A 25223-nucleotide genomic window follows, 5' to 3' on the forward strand; every position below is an offset into this window, starting at 1 on the left:
GCTCGACGTGATTGCCTGAACCCGTGCCTGATCTTCCGATGTTCCCGCTCGGCTCCGTGCTCCTGCCGCACATGCCGCTCCCGCTCCGGCTGTTCGAGCCGCGGTACCTGCGGATGCTCGGCGACGTCCTCGAGGACGAGACCCTCGCGTTCGGCGTCGTGCTCATCGAGCGCGGCCAGGAGGTGGGCGGCGGCGACCAGCGGTTCGCGGTCGGCGCCCGCGCGCGCATCCTGAACATCGACGGGGCGGAGTCGTTCGTCACGCTCGACTCCGTGGGCGAGGAGCGCTTCGAGGTCGTCCGCTGGTACGAGGACGACCCGTACCCGCGCGCCGAGGTCCGCCTGCTGCCCGATCTGGAGTGGGACGAGAAGCACGCCCCCGCGCTGGCTGCGGCGGAGTCGGCGGTCCGCACGGCACTGGCGGTCGCGAGCGAGTTCGTCGAGCAGCGCTACGGCGCGGTCGTCGAGCTCGCCGAGGATCCGGCCGCGCACGCCTGGCAGCTCGCCGGCGTCGCACCGGTCACCGAGCTCGACCGCCTCGCGTTCCTCCGCAGCTCCACCATGAAGGAGCTGCTGGAGTCGGTCCGGGAGCGCTCCGCCGAGGCGACCGAGTCGTTCCGCGCCGGCTGGGCCTGAGCCCCGTCCCGGCCTCCCACGACGAGCCCGTCAGTCCTCGAGACTGACGCCGCGCTCCTCCGCCAGCTTGACCAGGTCGTCGACGACCACGAGCGCCATCCGCACCGAGCGGTCGCGGCGGTACTCCTCGTCGTCCGGGTCGATCCGCGAGGTGCGGTCGAGGGTCTCCTCGATCGACTGCGCGAGCTCGCGCCACGCGTCCTGACGGGCGTCGTCGACGAGCGTCGCGAGGTACTCCTCGTCCTGCGCCCGCCTGTGGAGGGAGTCGGCGACCAGGAGCGAGAGCCGCTCGCGGTGGTCGAGGTTGTCGACGTCGGCCGAGCGGTAGTCGTGCACGTGGTCGGAGCGGCCGCCTACGGAGGTCACGTCGGCGGCGATGCCGCGCAGGCGCTCGGCGGCCGCTTCGGACTCGCGCGCCAGCTTCTCGAGCTCCTCCGCGGCGACGACGGAGTAGCGGCCCGAGTCGAAGGGGACGTCGGCGCCGAGGCCGTCCATCAGCACCCGGTTCTTCACGGCCATCCGGCTCGCGTACTGCGCGAGCATCAGGCCCTCCTCGGCGGCCTCCTCGACGGAGGCGGGCTCGCGCGACGGGTTCTCATCGGGGTCGTACGGCTCCATCTTGAACCTGCGTCGACGCCGGAACCACACGTGCGTCACCTACATCCCGGAGCAGGCGCCCCGCCCGCCGGAGCACCTCTTCGAGAGTACCCGGCGGGCGGGCGCCGTGGTCGGCGGCTCAGGCCTCGCGCCAGTCGTCCTGCCGGAGGTGGGAGCCGGCCTGCGGCCCCATCTGCAGCATCCCGCCGTCCACGACGTACGAGGATCCGGTGATGTAGGAGGCAGCGGGAGAGGCCAGGAAGGCGACCACCGCCGCGATCTCGCGGGCGTCGCCGGGGCGGCCGAGGGGGATGCCGGGGCGGTCGATCGTGACGGGGTCCACATCCTCGGCGTCGTTCATCGGCGTGGCGATCTCCCCGGGGGCGACGGCGTTGACGGTGATGCCGAGGGAGCCGAGCTCGAGTGCGGCCACCTTCAGCAGGCCGCCCAGCCCGTGCTTGGCGGCGGTGTAGGCGACGGAGCCGACCCGCGGCTGGTGCTCGTGGACACTGGTGACCGCGATGATCCTGCCGCCCGTGCCCTGGGCCGCCATGCGCCGCGCGGCGCGCTGGAGGCAGACGAACGCTCCGTCGAGGTTCAGGGCGACGGTCGAGCGCCAGCTGTCGAGGCTCTGCTCGAGGAAGGGCTCGCCCCCGCCTCCGCCCGCATTGCTGACGGCGACGTCGAGTCCGCCCAGTCGATCCGCGAGGTCGTCGATCACGTCGCCCGCGCCCTCCAGATCCGTCGTGTCGAGGCGCGCGATCTCGGCGCGCCGGCCGAGGGAGCGCACCTCCTCCGCCGTGCCCTGCGCGCCCTCCTCGTCGCTGTGCCAGGTGATGCCGACGTCCATGCCCGCCTCGGCCAGTGCCACCGCGGTCGCCCGGCCGATGCCGGAGTCCGAGGCGGTCACCAGTGCACGGGTGGGCCGGAAGTCTCGAGGTCCCTGGGTCATGTCGTCTCCTGTCTCGATCGGGCCGCCGATCCGGCGGACACGGGCCGATCCCATCAGCGGATCCGGCGCGCTCGGGAGCCGGTTGACAGGTCCGGGCTCGCGCGAGACGCGTGGCGGTGTCCCCGCTGAGCGGCCCGATCGCGTTGACTGGGCGGATGGATCACCGGCGCATCTCGGTCGTCGTCCCCGTGAAGGACGACGCCCGCCACCTCGAGCAGCTGCTCGAGCTCCTCCGCGAGCAGACGCTCGCTCCGTTCGAGATCGTCGTCGTCGACGACGGGAGCACCGACGACAGCGCCGCCGTCGCGCGAGCGGCGGGCGCGCGGGTGGTGCGGCACGACGGAGCCGGGATCCCGGCGAGCACGGCGCACGGCTTCGACGAGGCGCACGGCGACGTCCTCGCACGGCTCGACGCCGACTCCCGCCCGGGACCCGACTGGCTGGCGCGCCTGGCCGGCCACTTCGCCGATCCCGAGGTCGGAGCGGTGACCGGTCCCGGACGCTTCGACGAGCTCGGCCCGATCGCCCGGGTGATCGCGCGGGTCGCCTACATGGACGCCTACTTCGTGCTGATGGGGTCGGCGCTGGCCAACTGGCCGCTCTTCGGCTCCAACTGCGCCGTCCGCCGGTCGGCGTGGGAGGAGATCGCGGAGGAGATGCACCGGCACGACGCCTACGTGCACGACGACGTCGAGATCAGCGTGCACCTGGGACTCCGGCACCGGATCGTGCTCGACCGCCACCTCGAGGTCGGCATCTCGGCCCGCCCCTTCGGCGCCTTCGCGGACATGCTCCGCCGGTTCGACCGCGCTCTGCACACGCTGGCGCGGCACCCCGGGATGGGGTCGTCCCTGCAGCGCTGGACGCACCGGGTGCGCCGCACCCACCGCGACCGACTGCGAGCGACGGCCGCGGCGCGCCGCTCCGGCTGACGACGAGAACCGACGGCGCCGCCTGACGGCTAGGGCTGGGCCGCGTCCGGCCGGGCCGCATCGGGCTCGGCCTCCGCCGCCCGATCCTCTCCCGGCACGGGGCGCCCCTCCTTCGGCATCGCCCAGACCGCGGCGAGCATGCCCACGGCGAGGACCGTGAGCGCGATGCAGACGAAGCGGGTGCCCTCGGCGAGGTCCGCCGGTGCGGGGACGCCGCCGCCCGCCTTCGCGTTCACGATCGCGCCGAACACGGCGACGGCGACGGCGCTGCCGATGTTGCGGGCGAAGAAGTTGGTCGAGGAGACCACTCCGCGCTCGTTCCAGTCGACGCTCGACTGCGCCCGGATCAGCGTCGGAGTCGCCACGAGCCCCATCCCGGCGCCGATGAGCACGCAGAAGCCGGCGATCTCCCACAGCGTCGAGGAGGCGCCGAGCAGGACGGTCAGCGCCGTGCCGATCACGACGAGCCCCGCTCCGAGGAAGCCCGTGTTGCGGAAGCCGATGCGCAGGTAGAGCCGGCCCGACAGGCTCGCCGCGACCGGCCAGCCGAGCGTCATCGCCGCGACGGCGAAGCCCGCGCCGAGAGCGGAGCTGCCGAGCACGCCCTGCGCGAAGGTCGGGAAGTACGAGGTGACGCCGAGCGTGATCGCGCCGACGGTCACCGAGACCAGGCTGGTCGAGATCAGCACGCGCCGCGTGAGGACCCAGAGGGGGAGCACCGGGGCGGCCGCGCGCCGCTCGATCGCGACGAAGCCGGCGAACGCGAGGGCCGAGACGACGAACACGCCGACTCCGGCGGGGGAGAGCCACGGCCAGGCGCTGCCGCCCTCGAGCAGTCCGAGGATGAGCAGCGCGGTGCCCACGGCGAGCACGGAGGCGCCCGCCACGTCGATCCGCTGCTTCTCGCCCCGCGTGGTCTCGCGGAAGCTGCGGATCAGGAGGAACGCCGCCAGGAGGCACAGCGGGATGTTGACGAGGAAGATGCCGCGCCAGGCGCCCAGGTCCGAGAGCACGCCGCCGAGGGTCGGCCCGACGACCGAGGAGATGCCCCAGACGCTCGCGAGGTAGCCCTGGGTCTTCGCACGCTCGGCGACCGTGTAGATGTCGCCGGCGATGGTGATGCCCATCGGCTGGATCGCTCCGGCCCCCAGGCCCTGCAGGGCTCGGAACGCGATCAGCGCGGGCATGCTCCAGGCGAGGCCGCACAGGAGCGAGCCGACCAGGAACAGGGCGATGCCGATCAGCATGATGGGCTTGCGCCCGATCACGTCGGCGAGCTTGCCGTAGAGGGGGACCGAGACGGCCTGGGCCAGCAGGTAGATCGAGAACAGCCAGGGGAACTGCTCGAAGCCCCCCAGGTCGGCGACGATGGACGGCACGGCCGTCGAGAGGATCGTGGCGTCGAGGGCGACCAGAGCGGTCGAGATCATCAGGGACAGCAGGATCGGGCCGCGCTCCGAGCGCAGTCCGACACTCGCGCGGGTGGGGGCGTCGGTCACTCTGCCCAGGCTATTCCACAGCCGGAGGATGGAAGCGGGGAGGAGAGGATCCGCTCCGGGGCTCGGTAGACTGGTGGCATGGAACTCGTTCTCTGGCTCGTCGTGTCCGCCATCGCCGGTGTCGGCCTCGTCTCCGGAGTCGCGGCTCTCATCGCCATGACGCGGGCGCCCTGGTCGGCCGACAAGTAGCCGCCCGGCCGGCCTCGCGCCGGCACTACTCGTAGATCCGCACCACGCTCCACTGCGGCTCCGTCGACGCGACCACGTCGAGCACGAACGCTCCGCCGGTCGCGAGGTCCGTCGCCTGGAAGCGCCAGCCGCCGATGCTCACCGGTGTGCGCCCGAACGTCGGCGGGAACCCCTCGAGGGGCGCCCACCACTCGCTCGTGCAGGTCCACACCGTCGGCCGGTCGGTCACCCGGTAGCTCCCGCCCCGCCACTCGAGCGCGATCGGCACTCCCTCGCCGTCGGTCGAGACCAGCGCCGTCTCGTCGATCACCGCCATCGTCGTGCTCCCGTTCACTCGCCGGACCCGGTTGGCCGTTCGAACATGTGTTCGATAGTCTGCGAGTGTACGCCGCGGCGCTCGTGCTCGCCACGGCCGCGGATCGACCGGTGGGAGGCGCGATGATCGAGTGGAGTCCGCTCCAGATGCTGCGCAGCAGCGGGCAGGACGAGTGGGTGATGGTCGACGCCCTGCGCACCGGCCGGATCGGCCTGGTGCGCCGCATCGAGACCGGCCCGTACCGCGAGACCTGGTTCCGCGCGGTGACCTGGGCGGCCGAGCCGGAAAGGCGGACGCTCGTGGGCTACTCCCGCTCGATGGACACCATCGCGGCCGCCCTGTGGGCCCATCAGCCGCCGACGGCGCAGGAGAAGCCCTTCCCCGGCTACCCGCCCTCGCGGCCGTCGCCGTGACTCCTTCAGCGAGAGGGGGCCCTGCCGTCTTCGCGACGGCGGCCTCCGTGTCCGCCACGGGGGAGAATGGCCCGATGCTCCTCGCACTCGTCGGCGGCCCCACGGGGGCGTGGCGGGCGGTCGACCCCGTCGGCGGCGCCGAGGCCGGGAGCGGCAGGGGGCCGGCCGAGCTGGCGGCGTTCGTCCGGGAGCGGGAGCCGGAGCGCCCGCGCTGGGTCTGGGACGACACCGCGCGCTGGTACCCCGCACTGCTGTCGGCCGGGGTGGTCGTCGCCCGGTGCCACGACCTCCGGCTGGCCCGCGCGATCCTCCGCCGCTCGGTCTCCGCCGCCTCATCGGCTCTCGCGCGCTCGCCCCTCGACCCGTGGGACGCGGGAGCCGCGGCCCCCGCCGCGCAGGACACGCTGATCGGGTTCGAGGAGGCGGCGGGCGGCTCCGACGAGCTCGACCCCGTCCTCGAGCTGGCCCTGCAGGAGGAGGCGCTCTCCGGCGCCGCCGAGGCCGGCCGGCTCCGCCTGCTGCTCGCCGCCGAATCCGTCGGCGCCCTGATCGCTCGCGAGATCGCCCACGCGGGGCTGCCGTGGCGAGCCGATGTGCACGACCGGGTGCTCACCGGGATGCTCGGCCCCCGCCCGCTCTTCGGCGGCCGCCCGGCCCGGTTGGAGGCGCTGGCCGACCGCCTGCGCGACGAGCTCGGCGCGCCCGAGCTCAACCCCGACTCGCCGGCCGAGCTCCTCAAGGCGCTGCGGCGCGCGGGGCTGCCGGTCGAGTCGACGCGCTCCTGGGAGCTGCAGTCCCTCGAGCACCCCGCGGTGCCGCCGCTCCTGGAGTACAAGAAGCTCTCCCGGCTGCTCACCGCCAACGGCTGGGCCTGGCTCGACGCGTGGGTGCGCGACGGACGGTTCCGGCCGGAGTACGTGGTGGGCGGCGTCGTCACCGGCCGCTGGGCGACCTCGGGCGGAGGGGCGCTGCAGCTGCCGCGGCAGATCCGCGCCGCGGTCACCGCGGATCAGGGCTGGAGCCTCGTGGTCGCGGATGCCGCGCAGCTCGAGCCGCGCATCCTCGCCGCGCTCTCGGGCGACTCGGCCATGGCCGCCGCCGGGCGGGGCCGCGACCTCTACCAGGGCATCGTCGACGCCGGCGTGGTCCCCGATCGGCCGCGGGCGAAGGTCGCGATGCTGGGGGCGATGTACGGGGCGACGAGCGGCGAGGCCGGGCGGCTGCTCCCGAGGCTCGCCCGTGCCTACCCGCGCTCGGTCGCGCACGTCGAGGCGGCGGCTCGGGCGGGGGAGCGCGGCGAGAGCGTCTCGACGCGGCTCGGGCGCAGCTCGCCTCCCGGACCCGAGGGGCTCTCGGCCGATGCGGCGCGAGCGCGCGAGTGGGGACGCTTCACCCGCAACTTCGTGGTGCAGGGGACCGCGGCCGAGTGGGCGCTCTGCTGGATGGGCGAGCTGCGGGCGCGACTGCGCGCCGAGGGCGGCGCGGTCGGCCGGGCGCACCTCGTCTACTTCCTGCACGACGAGGTGATCGTGCACGCTCCCGCCGACGTCGGCGAGCGGGTCGCCGCGATCGTCCGCGAGGCGGCGGTGCGCGCCGGACGCTCGCTCTTCGGAGAGGGCGAGGTCGACTTCCCGGTCACCGTCGCCGTCGTCGACTCCTACGACCAGGCGAAGTGAGACGCGGGATCAGTACCAGTGCGGCGAGCGGTTGTTCCAGCTCGACCACGCGTTGCAGGGCGAGCCGTAGGCGCTCTTGATGTACGAGAGCCCCCAGTCGACCTGCGTCGCCGCGTTCGTCTGGTAGTCGGCTCCCGAGTTGGCCATCTTGCTCGCCGGGAGGGCCTGCGGGATGCCGTAGGCGCCGGAGGAGCGGTTCAGCGCGTTCCAGCGCCACCCCGACTCGCCGTTCCACAGCGGGATGAGGCACCGGTCGACCTGGTCGGCGCCCCAGCCGAAGCGGCCGACAGCGGTGCGGGCGTAGGCCTGGGCCTGCGCGGGGGAGAGGCCGTCCGTGCGTCCGGCGTAGGTGCCGAGGGCGGCGATGGTCTTGGCGGAGCTGTTGCGCGCGCCGGTCGGGTCGTCGTCGCCGAGCTCGACCGGGCCGCCTCCGCCGCCTCCGCTGTTGGAGGGCGCTGCCGGAGCAGCGGCCGCGGCGGGAGCCGACGCGGCGCGCTGGCGGGCGGCCTCGGCCTCGGCGGCGAGGCGGGAGAGGCGCTGCTGCTCCTCGAACGCCGACTTCGCGTCCTGGCCGTCGGCGTACTCCCGCTCGATCTCGGCGGTGGTGTTCTTGAGCGAGGCGAGCTGGGTGTAGAGCTCCTGGCTGTACTTCTCCTGGTCGGCGACCTTGGCGTCGGCCTCGGCCTGCGCGGAGCGGGCGGCCGAGAGCGCGTCGGCCGCGGCGGTGGCGAGGGAGACGCGCTCGCCCCGGGCCTGCTCGGCCTGCGCGGCGAGGGAGACGGCCTGGTTCTCGGTCGACTGCGCCGCGGTCTGGAGCCGGCTGGTCTGCTGGGTGAGCTGCGTCATGGTGCCGAGGCGGTAGAGCAGCTCGCTCGACTCGTCGCCGCCGATGAGGAGGTTGAGCGTCGCATCGGTCCCGCCGTTGCGGTAGAGCTGCGCGGCGAGACGGCCGGCCTGCTCCTTCGCGGCGTCGGCGTCCGAGCGGGCGGCGGAGGCGCGCTCCTCCAGGGCGCTCACGCGCTGAGTCGCCTCGTCGAGAGCGCTCTGCGCGGCGTCCGCCTCGGCAGCCCGGCTGATGGCGGCGTCGGTGAGGGCGGCGGCCTGGTCGCGCAGGTCGGCGAGGAAGGCGGTGATGCGGTCGACCTCGGCGGCGGTGGCGCTCTCGCTCGACTTCGCGGCCTCCACATCGGACCACGAGGGGTAGTCGGACGGGTCGTAGGCGGCGGACGCGGAGAGCGGAGCGGCGAGGGCGGCGCACAGGACGAGGACCGTGCCCGCTCCGGCGGCGACGAGGCGCCGGCGCGCCCGGGAGGGGACGCGGAGACCGAGGGGGGTGCGGGACATGCGAACCACCCTAGGCGACGGCACCCGCGCCTGTCTCGTCCTAGCTCGAGGCTCGACGGCCCCGACGGGGACGCTCGAGAGCGTATCCGCGGACGCCCCGTCCCGGCCCGTCGCCCGTGAGCTCGTCGCGGGCCGCCTCGAGGAGGCGCCGCAGGGCCTCCTCCCGCACGCCGGCGGCGATCGCGGCGAGGCGGCGCTGCGGGTGCGCGTCCTCCTCCTCCGCCTGCTCGTCGGCGGTGGCGGGCAGCGAGCTCTCGTACGCGTCGAGGACGGCGGCGAGGTCGGCGCCGGACAGGCTCGAGGCCAGCAGCACCCGGTCGAGGACGTCGTCCCAGTCCTCCTCCGGGGACGCTCCGTCACCCGTCAGCCAGGCGGCCGCCTCCGCGCGGCCCTCGCTGGTGAGCGCGTGCAGGGGGAGGCCGTCGTCGGTGGACCCGGCCGAGACGACGAGGCCCCGCTCGCGCAGGCGCTCGAGCGTCGAGTAGATCTGGCCGACGTTGACCCGGGGCCGGTGCGCGGCACGGTCGAGGAGCTCGGCGTGCAGCTGGAGGCCGTAGGCGGGGCCGAGCGTGAGCAGGGCGAGCAGGCCGTCGCGGACGGACACGGTGCTCCTCCCGGCGGGCGTCTGGCGGTGTGCGGCGTCCGGCGGCGCGGACGACCCGAGTATAGGCAGGAGCCGCACACGGCCGGTCGAGCAGGCGCGGCGAGCCGCCTTGACGGAGGTCCGCCGCTCCTGCATGATCGGGCGTGGTGGCACGTCCACCGTCAAAATCGAAGAAGGCGCACCGCAGAGTGTTCCGTGGTCCGGGTCGTTGGGGAAGACGCACCGGGACGAACGGAGGACACCATGGTGGCGCAGCAGACTCGGGGTGTGCTCTTCGTGCACTCCGCCCCCCGCGCGCTCTGCCCCCATCTCGAGTGGGGGACAGGTCGCGCCCTTGGTCGTGCCGTGAACTTCGCCTGGATCGAGCAGCCCGTGCTCCGCAGCACACTGCGCGCCGAATTCGCCTGGGAGGGCCCGGTCGGAACCGGTGCCGTCATCGCGTCCGCTCTCCGCGGCTGGGCCGACGTCCGCTACGAGGTCACCGAGGAGCCCTCTCCCGGCGTCGACGGCGGCCGCTGGATGCACGCGCCCGAGCTCGGCATCTTCTACGCGCAGACCGACAGCGCGGGCAACACCGTCGTGCCCGAGGACCGCATCCGCTCCGCCATGGAGCTCGCCGGCGCCGACCCCATCGAGCTGCACCGCGAGCTGCGCCTCGCCCTCGGCCAGGCCTGGGAGGACGAGCTCGAGCCCTTCCGCTACGGCGGCGACTTCGCCCCCGTCGTCTGGATGCACGGGGTCGGCTGAGCTCATTCGACGCCGCTCCTCGCGCGGCGTCGCGCAGTCGGCTCGGGCGGGTGGTCGGGTTCCGTGGAGCGGCCGGCGGCCGGCGACGCCGATCCGCTGGCACGCGGATCGGCGGATACACCTCGCGGGGACCGCTCGCTCCCGCCTCCCTGAACCAGGCGGCCAGCGGACCCCCGTTCCGGCAGAGGCCCGCCTCGAAGTCGCGTCGTCACCTCGCGGTTGCCGCTCGCTGGCACGTCGACCAGACGGTCGGCGGAGCACCGCGTTCCGGCGGAGGGCGTCGGAAAGCTCGTGGAGCCGCCCGCACCTCTGTTGCGCACGACACCGACGGCCCGAGTAATGGCGAGTCGCACGCTCCCCACGAGCGCAGCCGCCCTGATCCGAGCATCCGACCCGAGTCGCGGCGAAGCCCGCGCTCCCCTCGAGCACAGCTGCTTGAACCGAAGCTTTCTACCCGAGCCGCGGCGAAGCACGCGCTCCCACCCGGACAGCTTCGTTGATCCGAGCATCCGACCCGAGCCGCGGCGAAGCCCGCGCTCCCCACCAGCACGGCGGGCTCACCAGCCCGCACCAGACGGCGGCGCAGATCCCTCGCGGCACGAGGCGTATCCGGGGATCCGCGTTCCAGCGGATCACCGTCGCCGCACCGCACCGGCCCTCGGGAACCCCGCCCCCCACCCCAGCGGACGCGCCTGCGCCGCGCAAGGAGCGGCGCAGCCCGCTTTCCGCACGGTGGAGCGGGGCTACGCCCCGCTACACCGTCCGGAAAGCGGCAACAGCATTGTGCCCCCCGAACCCGAACGAGTTCGAGATGGCGACCAGCGGTCCGTCGCCGAGGGCGCGGGGGCTGGTGACGACGTCGAGGGGGATCTGGGGGTCCTGCTCGAAGAGGTTGATGGTGGGGGGTGCGGTGCGCTCGTGGAGGGCGAGCACGGTGAAGATGGCCTCGAGCGCGCCGGTGCCGCCGAGGAGGTGGCCGGTGGACGCCTTGGTCGCGGAGACGGCGATGTTCGGGAGGTGGTCGCCGAAGACGCGCAGCAGGGCGCGGTACTCGGCGATGTCGCCGACCGGGGTGCTCGTCGCGTGGGCGTTGACGTGGGTGACGTCGGTGAGCGCGGCTCCGGCCTGCTCGAGGGCGCCGATCATGGCGCGGGCGGCGGCGGAGCCCTCGGGGTCCGGCGCCGTGATGTGGTACGAGTCGCTGGTGACGGCGCCGCCGGCGAGCTCCGCGTAGATGCGGGCTCCGCGGGCGAGGGCGTGCTCCTCGGTCTCGAGGATGAGTGTCGCGGCGCCTTCTCCGAGGACGAAGCCGTCGCGGGAGACGTCGTAGGGGCGTGAGGCGGTCGCCGGGTCGTCGTTGCGGCGCGAGAGGGCCTGCATCGACGCGAAGGCGGCGATCGGGAGCGGGTGGACGACCGACTCCGTGCCGCCGGCGACGACCACGTCGGCGAGGCCGAGCTGCATGTGCTCGTAGGCGTTCGCGAGGGCCTCGGTGCTGGAGGCGCAGGCCGACACGTCGGTGCGGGCGTAGGCGCGGGAGGGGATGGCCATGCTGATGGCGGCGGCGGCCGCGTTGGGCATGAGCATCGGGATGGTCATCGGGAGGACCCGGCGGGGTCCGCGCTCGCGGAGGGTGTCCCACGCGTCGACGAGGGTCCAGAGGCCGCCGATGCCGGTCGAGTAGTCGACGCCCACGCGGAGCGGGTCGACGTCGGTGATGCCGGAGTCGGCCCACGCCTCGCGGGCCGAGATGAGCGCGAACTGGCTGGAGGGGTCGAGGCGCTTCGCCTCGGGGCGGGAGAGCACCTCCTCCGGGCGGACCTTGGCCTGGGCGGCGAAGGTGACCGGGATGTCGTACTGAGCGACCCAGTCCTGCTCGAGGGAGCGGACGCCTGATTCGCCGGCGAGGAGTGCGTTCCAGGACTCCCGGGCGGTCCCGCCGAGGGGAGTGCTGGCACCGATTCCGGTGACGACGATCTTCTTGGTCATGACGAGCTTCTCTGTTCCGTGTGGGTGGGTGCCGGGCTCACCCCGGCCGACGATCGCCGGCCGGGGTGTCCGCCACGAGGACGGGGTGCGCGGGCGACGACTACTCGGACGCCTTGACGATGAAGCGGACCGCGTCGCCGACCGTCTTGAGGTTCTTGACCTCGTCGTCGGGGATCTTCACGTCGAACTTCTCCTCGGCGTTGACGACGATGGTCATCATCGAGATGGAGTCGATGTCGAGGTCGTCGGTGAACGACTTGTCCATCTCGACGGAGTCGGTGGCGATGCCCGTCTCGTCGTTGACAAGCTCGGCCAGGCCGGCGAGGACTTCTTCGTTGGACAGTGCCATGGTTCTCTCCTTGGGGGTTCTTCGGGTGTTCGTCAGTGACCGTAGGTCAGTTTAGGGGTGGGGTCGTGCCGGTCACGGGAGCACCACGACCTGCGCGCCGAACACCAGTCCGGCGCCGAAGCCGATCTGCAGCGCGAGTCCGCCGTGCAGCTCCGGGTGCTCCTCGAGCAGGCGGTGGGTGGCGAGCGGGATCGACGCGGCGGAGGTGTTGCCGGTGGTCTCGATGTCGCGGCCGATAGCGACGGTCTCGGGGAGCTTCAGCTGCTTCGCGAGCTCGTCGATGATGCGCATGTTCGCCTGGTGGGGGATGAACGCGGCGAGGTCCTCGGGCTGGACGCCCGCCTCCGCGAGCGCCTGCTTGGCGACCTTGGCCATCTCCCAGACCGCCCAGCGGAAGACCGACGGGCCGTCCTGGCGGAGGGTGGGCCATTCGGCGGTGCCGTCGCGGTAGGCCGCGAGCGGGTTGTCCATGCCGACGGTGTCCCACTTGGAACCGTCGGATCCCCAGACGGTCTTCGAGATGCCGGCGGTGTCGCTGGGGCCGACGACCGCGGCGCCCGCGCCGTCGCCCAGGAGGAAGGAGATGCTGCGGTCGGTCGACTTGACCAGCTCGGACAGCTTCTCGGCTCCGACGACGAGCACGTACTCGGCCAGGCCGGAGCGGATGAAGGAGTCGGCCTGGGCGATGCCGTAGGTGTAGCCGGCGCAGGCGGCCGAGATGTCGTACGCCGGGGCGGGGTTCGCGCCGATGCGGTCGGCGAGGAGCGCGGCCAGCGACGGGGTCTGCACGGTGTTGCTGATCGTGGAGACGAGCACGACGCCGATCTGGTCCGGGCGGATGCCCGCCTTCTCGATCGCCTCGAGGGAGGCGGTGGTCGCGAGGTCGACCGCGTGGATGTCGGCGGAGGCGCGGCGGCGCTCGATGATGCCGGTGCGCTGGCGGATCCACTCGTCGGAGGAGTTGATCGGCTCGATCAGGTCGTCGTTCGGGACGACGAGGTCGCCGCGTGCCGCGCCGATGCCGAGGATCCGGGTGTACGCGCTGCCGCTGGACTGGGTGAGGGAAGGGGTCGTCATGGGGTCTCTCCTGCTAGGCGGCGTGCTCGTCGAGGAAGGCGCGGGCGGCGTCCACGTCGTCGGGGGTCGTGATGGCGATGCTCGGCACGCCCTTGAGGCCGCGCTTGGCGAGGCCGACCAGCGCGCCGGCGGGTGCCAGCTCGATGATCCCGGTGACGCCCGCGTCGGCGAAGGCCGTCATGCAGAGGTCCCAGCGGACGGGGGAGGCGACCTGGCCGACGAGCAGCTCGAGGAACGCGGCACCGGAGTCGACGACCGACCCGTCGCGGTTCGTCCAGAGACGGAGCGTCGGGTCGGAGGGGGTCAGCCCGGCGGCGACGCCGGCGAGGGAGTCGCGGGCGGGCGCCATGTAGCGGGTGTGGAAGGCGCCGGCCACCTGCAGGGGGATCACGCGGGTCCCGCGGAGCGGCTCCGCCTTGAGCGCCTCGAGCGCGTCGACCGCGCCGGCGACGACGATCTGCCCGCCGCCGTTGTAGTTGGCCGGCTCGAGGCCGAGCTCGTCGAGACGGGCGATCAGGGCCTGCTCGTCGCCGCCGAGGACCGCGCTCATCGCGGTCGGCTCGGCGGCGGCCGCAGCGGCCATGGCACGGGCGCGCTCGCGGACGAACACCAGCGCGTCGGCCTCGGTGAGGACCCCGGCTCCGGCGGCCGCGGTGATCTCGCCGACGGAGTGGCCGGCGATGCCCGCGATGCGCTCGCGCCGTCCGCCCTCGAGGAGGGCGGCGAGGCTCACGAGTCCCGCGGAGACGATCAGGGGCTGGGCGACCGCGGTGTCGCGGATGGTGTCCGCGTCCGAGACGGTGCCGTGCGCGGCGAGGTCGATGCCGACCGCCTCCGAGTGCGCGGCGACCTGCTCGGCCACGGAGGGGATCTCGAGCCAGGGGGCGAGGAATCCGGGGGTCTGGGAGCCCTGACCCGGGGCGACGACGACGATCACGGTATCCAGTCTTCCGATCTGCGCTCGCACGTGCGGCGCGTGGAGCCACTGACAAAGCACAAAGAGCTTGTCGCGGGTCTACAAGTGTTCAGGGGCGGGAGGGGTTCGGCGAGCAGACGGCCTCAGCGGCGGGACGGCTTCCGGCGGACGGCGCCGTCCGGGTCGCTCATGGAGCCGAGGATGAGGGCGGACTGGAGGATGAGCGCCTCGCGGGCGCCCGTCGCGTCCCAGCCGATCACCTCGGCGACCCGCTTGAGGCGGTAGCGCACCGTGTTCGGGTGCACGAACAGCTCGCGGGCGGTCGCCTCAAGGGAGCGGCCGTTGTCGAGGTAGGCCCACAGCGTGGTCAGAAGCTCGGTCGAGTGCTTCTGCAGGGGCCGGTAGATCTGCGTGATGAGGCTCTGCCGGGCGAGCGGGTCGCCCGCGAGGGCGCGCTCGGGAAGGAGGTCGTCGGCGTTGACCGGTCGCGGCGCGTTCCGCCAGGAGCGGGCGACCGCGAAGCCGGCGAGGGCCGCGCGGGCGCTGCGGGACGCCTCGACCAGGGTCGGCACCTCGTGGCCGAGGACGAGGTGGCCCGTCCCGAAGCCGGGCTCGAGCGCCTCCGCGATCTCGAGGAACGCGACCGGCGGGCCGGTCTCCTCCGTGGCGTTCTCGCTCGGCTCGGCGCGGCCGATGACCAGGACGAGCCGGCTGCCCTGCACGCCGATCAGCACGTCGGCGTCCATGTGCCGCGCCGTGCGGCGCAGCTGGTCGACGTCGAGCATCTTGGGGGCGGTGCCCACCAGGACGGCGACCTCGCCGTGGCCGTGCCAGCCGAGGGCGGCGATCCGGCTGGGCAGCTCGTCGTCGGCCTCGCCCGTGAGGATCGAGTCGACGACCAGCGCCTCCAGGCGCGCGTCCCAGAGGCCTCGGGCCTCGGCGGCGCGCGCGTAGACGTCGGCCGCGGCGAAGGCGATCTCGCGCGAGTAGAGGAGGATCGCCTCGCGGAGGTCCTCCCCGCCGTTCTTGATCCGGTCCTCGACGACCTCGACCGTCACCTTGATCAGCTGCAGCGTCTGCGTCAGCGAGACGGAGCGCAGCAGCTCGCGGGGAGCGGCTCCGAACACGTCCGCCGCGATCCACGGCGTGGCCGACGGGTCGTCGAACCACGAGATGAACGAGGTGATGCCGGCCTGGGCGACGAGGCCGACCGCCGAGCGCCGACCGGGGGGCATGCTGCCGTACCAGGGCAGCGTGTCCTCGAGGCGCTTGATCGTCTGCGTCGAGAGCTCACCGGCGAGGGTGCGCAGCCAGGCGAGGGTCTGCTCCTTCGTGCGGGGAGCGCCCGGCCGGGTGGCCGGACGCTCCGCCGCAGGAGCAGGACCCCGCGCACTCGACGGTGCGGGTTCCTGCGAGAGCACGGACTCGTCCGTCAGCTCTCGCCGCCCGCGTTGCCGGTGGTGCCGGCGTTGACGTCGAGGAGGCGGTACTTCTCGATCGCCTGGACCGCGAGCGAGGGGTCGACCTCGCCGCGCTTGGCGAGCAGCTGCAGCGTCCGCACGACGACCGAGGGGCCGTCGATCTGGAAGTAGCGCCGCGCCGCCGCACGGGTGTCCGAGAAGCCGAAGTCGTCCGCGCCGAGCGTCGCGAAGTCGCCCGGGATGAACTGGCGGAGCTGGTCGGGGACCTGGTGCGAGAAGTCCGAGACGGCGACGAAGGGACCCTTCGCGTCGGCCAGCTTCTGCGTCACGTACGGCACCTGCTCGGCGTCCTCGGGGTGGAGGAAGTTGTGCTGCTCGGCCTTGATGCCGTCGCGGCGCAGCTCGTTCCACGAGGTGACCGACCAGACGTCCGCCGAGACGCCCCAGTCCTCGGCGAGGAGCTTCTGCGCCTCGATCGCCCACGGCACGGCGACGCCCGAGGCGAGGAGCTGGGCCTTCGGCCCGTCCCACTGACCCCAGGAGATGCGGTGGATGCCGCGGACGATGCCCTCGACGTCGACGTCCTCCGGCTCCTTCGGCTGCACGATCGGCTCGTTGTAGACCGTGATGTAGTACATGACGTTCGGGTCGGTGTGCTTCCCGCCGTACATGCGCTCGAGTCCGGACTGCACGATGTGCGCGATCTCGTACCCGTAGGCCGGGTCGTAGCTCACGACGGCGGGGTTGGTCGCCGCGAGGATCGGGGAGTGCCCGTCCGCGTGCTGGAGGCCCTCGCCGGTCAGCGTGGTGCGTCCCGCGGTGGCGCCGATCATGAAGCCGCGCGACATCATGTCGCCGGCCGCCCAGATCGCGTCGCCCGTGCGCTGGAACCCGAACATCGAGTAGAAGACGTAGACCGGGATGAGCGGCTCGCCCTGCGTCGAGTACGAGGTGCCGATCGCGGTGAACGCCGCGAGGGCGCCCGCCTCGTTGATGCCGACGTGGAGGATCTGGCCCTGCGGGCTCTCCTTGTAGGCCAGGAGGAGCTCGCGGTCGACCGACGTGTAGTGCTGGCCGCGCGGGTTGTAGATCTTCGCGTTCGGGAAGAACGCGTCCATGCCGAAGGTGCGCGCCTCGTCCGGGATGATCGGGACGACGCGGTTGCCGAAGTCCTTCGAGCGGAGGATGTCCTTCAGGATGCGGACGAACGCCATGGTGGTGGCGATCTCCTGCGTCCCGGAGCCCTTCTTGCCGACCGCGTACGCCGAGTCCTCGGGAAGGTTCAGCTGCGTGTACTTCGAGCGGCGCTCGGGGAGGTAGCCGCCGAGCGCGCGGCGGCGCTCCTGCAGGTACTCGATCGCCTCGTCGTTCTGACCGGGGTGGTAGTACGGCGGGAGGTAGGGGTTCTCCTCGAGCTGCGCGTCCGTGATCGGGATGCGCATGGTGTCGCGGAACGACTTGAGGTTGTCCAGCGTCATCTTCTTCATCTGGTGGGTCGCGTTGCGGCCCTCGAAGCTGCGGCCGAGACCGTAGCCCTTGATGGTGTGGGCGAGGATGACGGTGGGCTGGCCCTTGTGCTCCGTCGCGGCCTTCATGGCCGCGTAGATCTTGCGGTAGTCGTGGCCGCCGCGGCGCAGGCCCCAGATCTGCTCGTCGGAGTAGCCCTCGACGAGCTTCTTGGCGCGCGGGTCGCGGCCGAAGAAGTTCTCGCGGACGTAGGCGCCGTCCTCCGTCTTGTAGGTCTGGAAGTCGCCGTCGGGCGTCTTGTTCATCAGGTCGAGCAGCGCGCCCTCGGTGTCGCGGGCGAGCAGGTCGTCCCACTCGCGGCCCCAGATGAGCTTGATGACGTTCCAGCCCGCGCCGCGGAAGTACGACTCGAGCTCCTGCACGATCTTGCCGTTGCCGCGGACGGGTCCGTCGAGGCGCTGGAGGTTGCAGTTGACGATGAAGTTCAGGTTGTCGAGGCCGTCGTTCGCGGCGACCTGGAGCTGACCGCGCGACTCGACCTCGTCCATCTCGCCGTCGCCGAGGAACGCCCAGACCTGCTGGTCGGAGGCGTCCTTGATGCCGCGGTTGGTGAGGTACTTGTTCGCCTGCGCCTGGTAGATCGCGTTGATCGGGCCGAGGCCCATCGACACGGTCGGGAACTGCCAGAACTCCGGCATGAGCCGCGGGTGCGGGTAGCTGGAGAGCCCGCCGCCCCGGTGCGACTTCTCCTGGCGGAAGCCGTCGAGCTGGTGCTCGCTCAGGCGTCCCTCGAGGAAGGCACGCGCGTACGGGCCGGGGGAGGCGTGGCCCTGGATGAAGACCTGGTCGCCGCCGCCCGGGTGGTCCTGGCCGCGGAAGAAGTGGTTGAAGCCGACCTCGTACAGCGAGGCGCTCGACGCGTACGTCGAGATGTGGCCGCCGACCCCGATGCCGGGACGCTGCGCGCGGTGCACGAGGATGGCCGCGTTCCAGCGGATCCACGCGCGGTAGCGGCGCTCGACGTCCTCGTCGCCCGGGAAGTCGGGCTCGTTCTCGGGCGCGATGGTGTTGATGTAGTCCGTGGTGGGCACCATCGGCACGCCGAGGTGGAGCTCCTTGGAGCGCTTGAGGAGGCTGAGCATGACGTCGCGCCCGCGACCCCGGCCCCGCTCCTCGACGAGCGCATCGAGCGACTCGTTCCACTCCGACGTTTCCTCGGGGTCCGAGTCCACGTGACCGACGGAATACGGGTCCTGATCGTTAACAGTCACCCTCGACCTCTCTCTGGGGGCAGATCGTGCCCGAGACATCACTCTCATGAAGCGGTGCGGATCCGCGGATCCGGGGCTCGGATGACGAGCCGCGCGCGGGCACCTCCGTCAGCCTAGCGATTCCCGTGCCCCGAACCTGGAATCGCACTGTGGTGATCCACGAGGGATGTGCGCCGACGACTGTAGGAGAGCGCCAGACGGGACGCGTCGACCGGCCCGTGATCGGGGGAGACGGGCCGTTCCTTGGAGTCTGCGCGGAGCGGGTCTAGCATTGCCCCTCGTGCTCGCGCGACTCTCGTGCGCACGGAAGGACATCGGACCGATGGCTCTCGAGAAGCTGACCCTGGCTCCCGACTTCGAACTCGCGAACCAGTACGGCGAGCGCATCCAGCTGGGCGACTTCCACGGGCGGCGCAATGTCGCCCTGGTGTTCTTCCCCCTCGCCTTCTCCGGCACCTGCACGGGCGAGTTCTGCGCGCTGCGCGAGAACCTCTCCCTCTTCGAGCACGCCGACGTGGAGCTGATCGGCATCTCGGTCGACTCCAAGCACACGCTGCGCGCCTGGGGCGAGAAGCAGGGCTACGACTTCACGCTCCTCTCCGACTTCTGGCCGCACGGCGACGTCGCCAAGCAGTACGGCGTGTTCACCGAGGCGAAGGGCTACGCGACCCGCGCGACCTTCCTCATCGACAAGGCCGGCGTCATCCGGGACACGTTCATGACCGCCCCGGGCGAGCCGCGCTCGATCGACGCCTACCGCGCCGCGATCGACGCGCTCGCCCCCGCGCACGTGTGACCCTCCGGAGGCGGACCGCCCCGGTCGTCAGCTGAGGATGTTGACGGCCCGCGAGATCACGAGAGCCAGCAGGACGAATCCGGTGAACGCCTCGGCGATCATCAGGAGCTTCATCCGGCTCGACAGCGGCATCGTGTCGGTCGGGCTGAACGCCATGGTGTTCGTCGTCGAGACCGAGAGGTAGTCGACGAAGCCGGGCCGCCAGTCGGCGCGCTCGGAGGAGGTCGCGGCGACCTCGGGCGCGGTGTCGCGGTAGGTGTCCTGCGGGAAGGCGAAGTCGGCCGCCGGCAGCTCGGTGCGGGGAAGCGTTCCGCGGGCGACCGGACCGCCGCGGTCGAGCTCCCAGAACAGCAGCGCGTACGCGACGACGTTGGTGACCCAGACCTGGAGTGCGGTGAGCAGCAGCGGCGGGCCGTCGGCCGTCCCGTCGACGAGGTCGATCACCACGGCGACCACGTTCACCTGGTTCGCCACGGCGAGCACGACCGCCAGGGCGATGGAGACCCCGCGCGACCAGCGCGTCTCGCTGTCGAGCCGGTGCGGGTTGACGACGAACAGCGGCACGAGCAGTGCGAGCGTGATGCCGGCGGCGACGAGGCGGACCACCGAGGTGTCGGCGCTGTGGCCGGCCACGTTCAGGGCGACGGCCACCAGGATCGCGGCGGAGGCGGGCCAGCGGCTCTCGGCGCGCCGCCTCGCCCGGGAGTCGCTGTCGGCGGTCATGTGCCGAGGCTAGTGCCCGCAGGGGGCCGCTCCGCCTGCCGTAGGATCGAGTCGATCGTCCGCGGGTGCTCCCGCGACGGGGGCCTTTAGCTCAGTTGGTAGAGCGCCACGTTTACACCGTGGATGTCATCGGTTCGAGCCCGGTAGGGCCCACCACCTCCGACGATCGGACACTGCGCGTCAGCGGGACTGGCGGCGCTTGTAGGGCTTCGGCTGGCCCTTGACGATCGGGGCGCGCCCGGTCCCCTTGGAGGCCTTGGCCTTGCCTCCCGACTTCGGGGCCGCCTCCGGCTCGTCGCCGAGCGCGGCGAGCTCCTCGCGGGCCGAGGCGAGGTGCTGCCGCCCGGCCGCGGTGAGGGTCGTGGCGGCGGCACCGGGCTCGAAGAGCGGCTTGCCGAGGTCGAGCTCGACGGCGGCGACGGAGGAGTCGAGCTTCTGCCGCGAGATGCCGAGGCGCTCGGCGGCGCGCACGAAGTGCAGCTCCTCGGCGACCGCCACGAAGTGGCGCAGCTGGCTGATCTTCATCCCGAACCCTTCACGGCCGCTCCCTGCGGCACGACCACGGTACGCGGTCCGGAAGGGGGCGCCGACCGCCGGGAGCGCCGGCGGGAGCGGCATCGACCCGTCGATCCGCGCCAGAGGACCCGGCGGACATTGCCGGACGGAGGCGGGAGGCCTACGGTCGCGCCCGTGGGCGGTCCCGAAGCCGGCCACGGAGAGAGGCCGACGTGGGCGCGCTCATCTACAGCTCGATCGCGTCGCTCGACGGCTACGTGAACGACGCGGACGGCGGATTCGCCTGGGCGGAGCCGCGACCCGCCGTGCACCGCTTCATCACGGAGCGGGAGGGGCGAGTGCGCACGTACCTGTACGGGCGGCGCATGTACGAGGTCATGCGCGCGTGGGAGCAGACCTGGGCCCTCGCGGAGGAGTTCGCGTTCATCCGCGACTTCCAGGAGATGTGGCGAGCGGCCGACAAGGTCGTGTACTCGACGACGCTGGAGTCGGCCGAGACCCGCCGCACCCGCGTCGAGGGCGGGTTCGACCCGGTCGTCGTCGCCGCGCAGGTCAGCGCCGCCGACCACGACGTCTCGATCGGCGGGCCGACCCTCGCCCGGCACGCGCTGCTCGCCGGGATCGTCGACGAGGTGCAGGTCTACACGGTGCCGGTGGCGGTGGGCGGCGGGACCCACTTCCTCCCGTGCGGGTTCCACGCGCGCCTCGACTTGCGCGAGGAGCACCGCTTCGCCGACGGCACGGTCTTCACGCGCTACAGCGTGCGGCGCTGAGACCGGCTACTCGGCGCCGACCAGCGCGGCGATCCGCGAGGCGAGCCGGGCGCCCTGAGCACGTCCGGCGCGGGCGGAGGCGGCGCGGACGGCCGGGTCGAGCGAGTTCGGGCCGAAGGCGCGCACCGACTCCTCGTCGGCGTAGAGCACCTCGACCCGCGAGTCCGCGAGGGCGTCGAGCTCGCCGGTCGGGATCAGGCCCGCGCCGGGCGTGCCGACTCCCGGCAGCGGAGTGACGATCAGGACCCAGTCGGCTCCCGCGGCGAGGTCGGCGTTGCTGCCGGAGCGCACGCCGCCGTCCATGTAGCGGACGCCGTCGATACTGACGGGAGGCCAGACCCCGGGGACGGCGCAGCTGGCGGAGATCGCGTCGACGAGGCCGACACCGCTCTCGCGGTCGAACACGCGCAGCTCACCGGTGGCCGTGTCGACCGCGGTGATGAGCAGACGCTGCTCGGGCCAGTCGGCGTCGCCCACGCGGGCCGAGATGACGGCCCGGCGCGTGTCCTCGGGGAGCGTCTCGGCCTCGAGCGCGAGGGTGCCGATGCGGCGCCGCGCGTCCTGGGGCGAGGTCGCGCCCTCGACGGCCGCGGCGAAGAGGGCCTGGAGGCGCTCACCGTCGACGTCCGCTCCGATCTCGGCGGACTCCTCCTGGAGCTGGGCCTCGTACGACTCGTCGAGGCTGGTGCCGGTGCTCAGCTGCGCGGCGACCGCGGAGCCCGCGGAGGTGCCGATGAAGGTCGTCGACGGATCGAGCAGGAGGCGGGCCGCCTCGGGGGAGGCGTCGGCGAGGCCGCGGAGGACGCCGAGCTCCCAGGCGATTCCGGCTAGGCCGCCGCCGGCGAGGACGAGTGCACCAGGCATGGGGGAGGTCCTTTCGATCAGGATCAGGAGGGGGCGGGCGCTGCGGAGCGCCGCAGCACCAACGCTGTCACATCGTCGTGAGCGTCGTCTGCGAGAGCATGCAGACGCTCGAAGAGAGCGGGGTCGTCGTTGCTCCGCACCAGCTCGGCGAGACGGTCGAGCGCGTCGAGGCGCCCGCCGAAGACGTCGAGCAGGCCGTCGCTGCAGGAGAAGAGCGCATCGCCGGGGGCGAGCACGCGCTGCTCCTCCTCCCAGGAGACGTCGGCGGCGATGCCGAGCGGGACGCCCGTGGAGGCGAGCCTCTCCGTGGTGCCGTCGGCGCGCAGCAGGAGGGTGAGGCCGTGGCCGCTGTCCACGAACGAGACGGCGCCGCTCGCGAGGTCGACCCGGGCGATCAGCGCGGTCGCGAACATGCCGGTCGCGGTCAGGTCGGGCAGGAGCTGGCGGTTGACGGCCTCGACGGCTGCCGCGGGAGGGAGCTCCGGCCGCGCCTGGAACGCGGAGCGGATCGCGGAGGCGACGATCGCCGCCGACACGCCCTTGCCCATCACGTCGACCAGCTCGAGGGAGAGGTCGTCCCCGCTGCGGCGCCACGCCGTGTAGTCGCCGGCGACGTCGTGCAGCGGCGTGGTCAGCGAGTCGAGGCTCCACTCGCCGAGGTCGAGGCGCTGGGGCCGGAGCCGCTCCTGCGTCTCGCTCGCGCGTCCGGAGAAGGCGATCTCGCGCAGCTCCCGCTCGGCCCACCGGCCGAGGTCCTCGAGGATCTCGCGCTCCTCCTCCGAGAAGCCGCGCACCTCGCTGTCGATGATGCAGATCGTGCCGACGCGGAGGCCGTCCCCGACGACGAGCGGACGGCCCGCGTAGAAGCGCACGTGAGGGGATCCGGTGACGACTCCGCGGTCGGCGAACCGCGGATCGGCGGTGGCGTCCTCGACGACGAGGATGTCGCCCTGCTGGACCGTGACGTCGCACATCGAGTCGGCGCGCAGCATCCTGCTCGCCCGCGCCGAGCGCTGGGGCGACTTCGTGAACTGCGTCGACTCCTCGAGGATGTTGATCTCGGCGAGGGGGACGCGCAGGAGTCGGCGGGCGACGCGGGTGATCCTGTCGAAGCGCTCCTGGGGGGTGCTCAGGCCGATCCCGAGCTCGGCGATCGCGGCGAGGCGGGCGCGCTCGGTCGGCTCGCTCACGTGCGGGTCCGGGCGAGTGCCCAGAGGTTCTGCCCGTCGACACGGCGGTAGGAGAACTCGGTGACGAGGGCGTGGATGAACGGGATCCCGCGGCCTGCCTCGTCCCACTCGTCCGGCATGTCGCGGGGGTCGGCGACCTCGGCGGGCGCCTCCTCGGCGGAGTCGTTGAGCGAGGCGCGCAGCTCGGTCGCGTCGACGCGGATCTCGACCAGGCAGATGATGTGCCGGTACGACCGGGCGTGCTGGACGATGTTCGAGGTCAGCTCGACCAGCGCGGTCTCGAACGACATCCGGTCGACCGGCGCGACGCCCGGCTCCTCGAGCCACAGCTCCTCGAGCGCCTCGTGGACGGCGGTGACGCCGTCCTCGGGCGGCGTGCGCACGACGAAGGAGCGCTCAGGCACGGTAGGCCTCCTCGACGGTCTCGGCGCTCCCGAGCAGGCGGTCGAGGTTGGACAGGCCGAGCACCATGGCGGGCTGCTCGCCGGCGGCGGCCACGCGCAGCTCGCCGCCCGCCTTCCGCGCCTCCTTGAGTCCGGCGACGAGGACGCCGAGCCCGGACGAGTCGAGGAACTCGACGGCCGCCAGGTCGACGACCACGCGGACCTCTCCCGCCTCGAGCGCGCGCTGGAGGACCGCTTCGAGCTCCCACGCCGTGGACAGGTCGAGCCTGCCGACGGGGCGGATCACCACGATGTCGGGCTCGATCCGCTCGGTGCTGATCCTCGAGGTGGGCTCCATGGTGTCCTCCTGACGGGACGGCACGCGGTTCCGCAGGGCTCGGAGACGTGGTGAGGACGCGGTCGGGCGCGCGACCGAGGGGCTCCGGATCCGATGCGGGGGTGAATCGGGGAGTTCGTCCGCCTCCGACCGTACAAGGGAACGGGGCGCCCCGTGGGAGGCGTGACCGCATCCGCGCTGCGACAGGCGGTGGGCGGCCCCGGGGAGGAGGCCCCGCTCAGCCCCTCGCGGCGGCGAGAGCGTCGGCGGCGAGCCGCACGGAGGCGTCCCGGCCGGTCAGCCAGAGCGGCACGGAGCGGGCGCGGAGGCCCGCCGACTCGAGCGCCGGGACCGCGTCCGCGTCCTCCTCGCCGACGAGCCAGGCGTCGAGGAGGCCGCCCCCGCTCCGGGCTCCGTAGTGCCGGCCGACGGCCTCGGCGGAGGTCTCGACGCCGATCGCGGCGAGGCAGGCGTCGGCCATGCCGCGCACCACCGCGCCTCCGATGACGGGGGAGACGCCCACGACGGGTGCGGAGGTCCGGCGGAGGGCGTCCGCGATCCCGGGCACTCCGAGGATCGTGCCGATCGAGACGACGGGATTGGAGGGGGCGACGAGTACCGCGTCGGTGTCGGCGATCGCCTCCAGCACGCCCGGGGCGGGGCGGGCGCTCTCCACCCCCTGCTGGACGAAGCGGCGCGCGGGCGCGGACGCCCGAAGCCGCACCCACCACTCCTCGAAGTGGAGGAGCCGCACGCCCTCGCCGGGAAGGTCGACCTCGACGTGGGTCTCGACGTCCTGGTCCGACATCGGCAGCAGGCGGACCCCCAGCGGCCAGCGGGCGGTGATCCGCGCGGTCGCCTCCGAGAGGGTGAGGCCGTCGCGCAGCATCGAGCTGCGGGCGATGTGGGTGCCGAGGTCGAGGTCGCCCAGGGTGAACCACGGCCAGCCGACGCCGAAGGCGGTGAGCTCGGCCGAGACCCGCTCGCTCTCGCCGGCCCGCCCCCAGCCGCGCTCCGTGTCGTTCACTCCGCCGAGCGCGTAGGTGATCGAGTCGAGGTCGGGGCAGACCTTGAGGCCGGTGAGCCACATGTCGTCGCCGGTGTTGACGACGACGGTGATCTCGCTCGCCTCGCCGCCGGCGGCCTCGAGATCGCTGAGGTGCTCGCGGACCGCCGAGGTGAAGCGGGCGCCGCCGACGCCTCCGGCCAGGATCGTGATGCGCATCCGCCCACGCTAGCGGCACCGA

General features: G+C 72.9%; 26 protein-coding genes and 1 tRNA gene. 8 read left to right on the top strand and 19 right to left on the bottom strand.

All coding sequences use genetic code 11. The annotated features are described in order from the left end of the window. Positions 1-23: 23 nt before the first annotated feature. Complete coding sequence (locus C5D66_RS00190) at positions 24-635, top strand: LON peptidase substrate-binding domain-containing protein (RefSeq protein ID WP_258074847.1); 612 nt, start codon at positions 24-26, stop codon at positions 633-635. 30 nt (positions 636-665) lie between these two features. Here C5D66_RS00190 and C5D66_RS00195 read toward each other — a convergent pair whose 3' ends face one another. After that, positions 666-1253, bottom strand: coding sequence for a hypothetical protein (locus C5D66_RS00195; protein WP_104223455.1), 588 nt, complete (start codon positions 1251-1253; stop codon positions 666-668). 118 nt (positions 1254-1371) lie between these two features. Next, positions 1372-2184 (bottom strand): SDR family oxidoreductase, encoded by an 813-nt coding sequence (locus C5D66_RS00200; RefSeq protein ID WP_104226704.1) that lies wholly within the window; start codon positions 2182-2184, stop codon positions 1372-1374. A 155-nt stretch (positions 2185-2339) separates the two neighbouring features. On the opposite strand from C5D66_RS00200, the gene C5D66_RS00205 reads away from it, so the two are divergent. Beyond that, complete coding sequence (locus tag C5D66_RS00205; RefSeq protein ID WP_104223456.1) at positions 2340-3116, top strand: glycosyltransferase family 2 protein; 777 nt, start codon at positions 2340-2342, stop codon at positions 3114-3116. A 29-nt stretch (positions 3117-3145) separates the two neighbouring features. Here C5D66_RS00205 and C5D66_RS00210 read toward each other — a convergent pair whose 3' ends face one another. After that, positions 3146-4546 (bottom strand): MDR family MFS transporter, encoded by a 1401-nt coding sequence (locus C5D66_RS00210; RefSeq protein WP_104255746.1) that lies wholly within the window; start codon positions 4544-4546, stop codon positions 3146-3148. Positions 4547-4829: 283 nt separating this feature from the next. Beyond that, a complete protein-coding gene (locus C5D66_RS00215; RefSeq protein ID WP_104226677.1) occupies positions 4830-5138 on the bottom strand; it encodes a hypothetical protein in 309 nt (102 codons plus the stop codon). A gap of 104 nt (positions 5139-5242) precedes the next feature. Between C5D66_RS00215 and C5D66_RS00220 the strand changes: the two genes are divergently transcribed. Further along, positions 5243-5533 (top strand): hypothetical protein, encoded by a 291-nt coding sequence (locus C5D66_RS00220; RefSeq protein ID WP_146076962.1) that lies wholly within the window; start codon positions 5243-5245, stop codon positions 5531-5533. A gap of 74 nt (positions 5534-5607) precedes the next feature. Continuing rightward, entirely contained in the window at positions 5608-7209 is a 1602-nt protein-coding gene (locus C5D66_RS00225) for a bifunctional 3'-5' exonuclease/DNA polymerase (protein WP_104255726.1), read from the top strand. 9 nt (positions 7210-7218) lie between these two features. Here C5D66_RS00225 and C5D66_RS00230 read toward each other — a convergent pair whose 3' ends face one another. Together C5D66_RS00230 and C5D66_RS16975 are read right to left on the bottom strand one after the other, a co-directional pair. Continuing rightward, positions 7219-8553: a hypothetical protein gene (locus C5D66_RS00230; protein WP_104267569.1), complete on the bottom strand. Its 1335-nt coding sequence runs from the start codon at positions 8551-8553 to the stop codon at positions 7219-7221. A 40-nt stretch (positions 8554-8593) separates the two neighbouring features. Next, positions 8594-9157, bottom strand: coding sequence for a PadR family transcriptional regulator (locus C5D66_RS16975; protein ID WP_181067942.1), 564 nt, complete (start codon positions 9155-9157; stop codon positions 8594-8596). Positions 9158-9400: 243 nt separating this feature from the next. Between C5D66_RS16975 and C5D66_RS00240 the strand changes: the two genes are divergently transcribed. Continuing rightward, entirely contained in the window at positions 9401-9904 is a 504-nt protein-coding gene (locus tag C5D66_RS00240; protein WP_104255724.1) for a DUF3145 domain-containing protein, read from the top strand. 753 nt (positions 9905-10657) lie between these two features. Here the strand turns inward: C5D66_RS00240 and C5D66_RS00245 are convergent. From C5D66_RS00245 to aceE, 6 genes are all read right to left on the bottom strand, one after another. Then, positions 10658-11893, bottom strand: a complete 1236-nt coding sequence (locus C5D66_RS00245) for a beta-ketoacyl synthase (RefSeq protein WP_104226673.1) — start codon at positions 11891-11893, stop codon at positions 10658-10660. A gap of 100 nt (positions 11894-11993) precedes the next feature. Next, entirely contained in the window at positions 11994-12242 is a 249-nt protein-coding gene (locus C5D66_RS00250; protein ID WP_104223463.1) for an acyl carrier protein, read from the bottom strand. A gap of 72 nt (positions 12243-12314) precedes the next feature. Beyond that, positions 12315-13319: a beta-ketoacyl-ACP synthase III gene (locus tag C5D66_RS00255; RefSeq protein ID WP_104223464.1), complete on the bottom strand. Its 1005-nt coding sequence runs from the start codon at positions 13317-13319 to the stop codon at positions 12315-12317. A 13-nt stretch (positions 13320-13332) separates the two neighbouring features. Next, positions 13333-14256: an ACP S-malonyltransferase gene (locus C5D66_RS00260; protein ID WP_104255723.1), complete on the bottom strand. Its 924-nt coding sequence runs from the start codon at positions 14254-14256 to the stop codon at positions 13333-13335. Between the two features lie 122 nt (positions 14257-14378). Further along, positions 14379-15545 carry a CdaR family transcriptional regulator gene (locus C5D66_RS00265; RefSeq protein WP_181027189.1) on the bottom strand — a complete coding sequence of 389 codons (1167 nt, stop codon included), beginning with the start codon at positions 15543-15545 and terminating at the stop codon, positions 14379-14381. Positions 15546-15667: 122 nt separating this feature from the next. Then, entirely contained in the window at positions 15668-18394 is a 2727-nt protein-coding gene (gene aceE, locus C5D66_RS00270) for a pyruvate dehydrogenase (acetyl-transferring), homodimeric type (protein ID WP_104247522.1), read from the bottom strand. 322 nt (positions 18395-18716) lie between these two features. Here aceE and C5D66_RS00275 point away from each other — a divergent pair, with 322 nt between their 5' ends. Continuing rightward, entirely contained in the window at positions 18717-19190 is a 474-nt protein-coding gene (locus tag C5D66_RS00275) for a peroxiredoxin (protein WP_104238203.1), read from the top strand. A gap of 27 nt (positions 19191-19217) precedes the next feature. On the opposite strand, the gene C5D66_RS00280 is transcribed toward C5D66_RS00275, so the two are convergent. Beyond that, entirely contained in the window at positions 19218-19913 is a 696-nt protein-coding gene (locus C5D66_RS00280; RefSeq protein ID WP_104226669.1) for a hypothetical protein, read from the bottom strand. An 80-nt stretch (positions 19914-19993) separates the two neighbouring features. On the opposite strand from C5D66_RS00280, the gene C5D66_RS00285 reads away from it, so the two are divergent. Next, a tRNA-Val gene (locus tag C5D66_RS00285) sits at positions 19994-20069 on the top strand. Positions 20070-20093: 24 nt separating this feature from the next. Here the strand turns inward: C5D66_RS00285 and C5D66_RS00290 are convergent. Then, positions 20094-20438, bottom strand: a complete 345-nt coding sequence (locus C5D66_RS00290; RefSeq protein ID WP_104255722.1) for a LysR family transcriptional regulator — start codon at positions 20436-20438, stop codon at positions 20094-20096. A 203-nt stretch (positions 20439-20641) separates the two neighbouring features. On the opposite strand from C5D66_RS00290, the gene C5D66_RS00295 reads away from it, so the two are divergent. Then, entirely contained in the window at positions 20642-21202 is a 561-nt protein-coding gene (locus C5D66_RS00295; RefSeq protein ID WP_104226668.1) for a dihydrofolate reductase family protein, read from the top strand. Positions 21203-21208: 6 nt separating this feature from the next. Here the strand turns inward: C5D66_RS00295 and C5D66_RS00300 are convergent, their stop codons facing one another. The 5 genes from C5D66_RS00300 to cofD all read right to left on the bottom strand — a co-directional run bounded on the left by C5D66_RS00300 (position 21209) and on the right by cofD (position 25201). Then, positions 21209-22066: a patatin-like phospholipase family protein gene (locus tag C5D66_RS00300; RefSeq protein ID WP_104255721.1), complete on the bottom strand. Its 858-nt coding sequence runs from the start codon at positions 22064-22066 to the stop codon at positions 21209-21211. 23 nt (positions 22067-22089) lie between these two features. Then, entirely contained in the window at positions 22090-23256 is a 1167-nt protein-coding gene (locus tag C5D66_RS00305) for a PP2C family protein-serine/threonine phosphatase (RefSeq protein ID WP_181028810.1), read from the bottom strand. Further along, entirely contained in the window at positions 23253-23660 is a 408-nt protein-coding gene (locus C5D66_RS00310; protein WP_104223473.1) for an ATP-binding protein, read from the bottom strand. Before C5D66_RS00310 ends, C5D66_RS00305 begins: the two co-directional genes overlap by 4 nt. After that, positions 23653-23997 carry an STAS domain-containing protein gene (locus C5D66_RS00315; RefSeq protein ID WP_104255719.1) on the bottom strand — a complete coding sequence of 115 codons (345 nt, stop codon included), beginning with the start codon at positions 23995-23997 and terminating at the stop codon, positions 23653-23655. The genes C5D66_RS00310 and C5D66_RS00315 overlap by 8 nt, the downstream gene beginning before the upstream one ends. 217 nt (positions 23998-24214) lie before the next feature. Continuing rightward, the gene (gene cofD / locus C5D66_RS00320) at positions 24215-25201 is read right to left on the bottom strand and encodes a 2-phospho-L-lactate transferase (RefSeq protein ID WP_104255718.1); all 987 of its coding nucleotides are present in this window, start codon (positions 25199-25201) and stop codon (positions 24215-24217) included. Positions 25202-25223: the final 22 nt, after the last annotated feature.

This window comes from Rathayibacter sp. AY1B4, from assembly GCF_002932815.1.
Lineage (GTDB): Bacteria > Actinomycetota > Actinomycetes > Actinomycetales > Microbacteriaceae > Rathayibacter.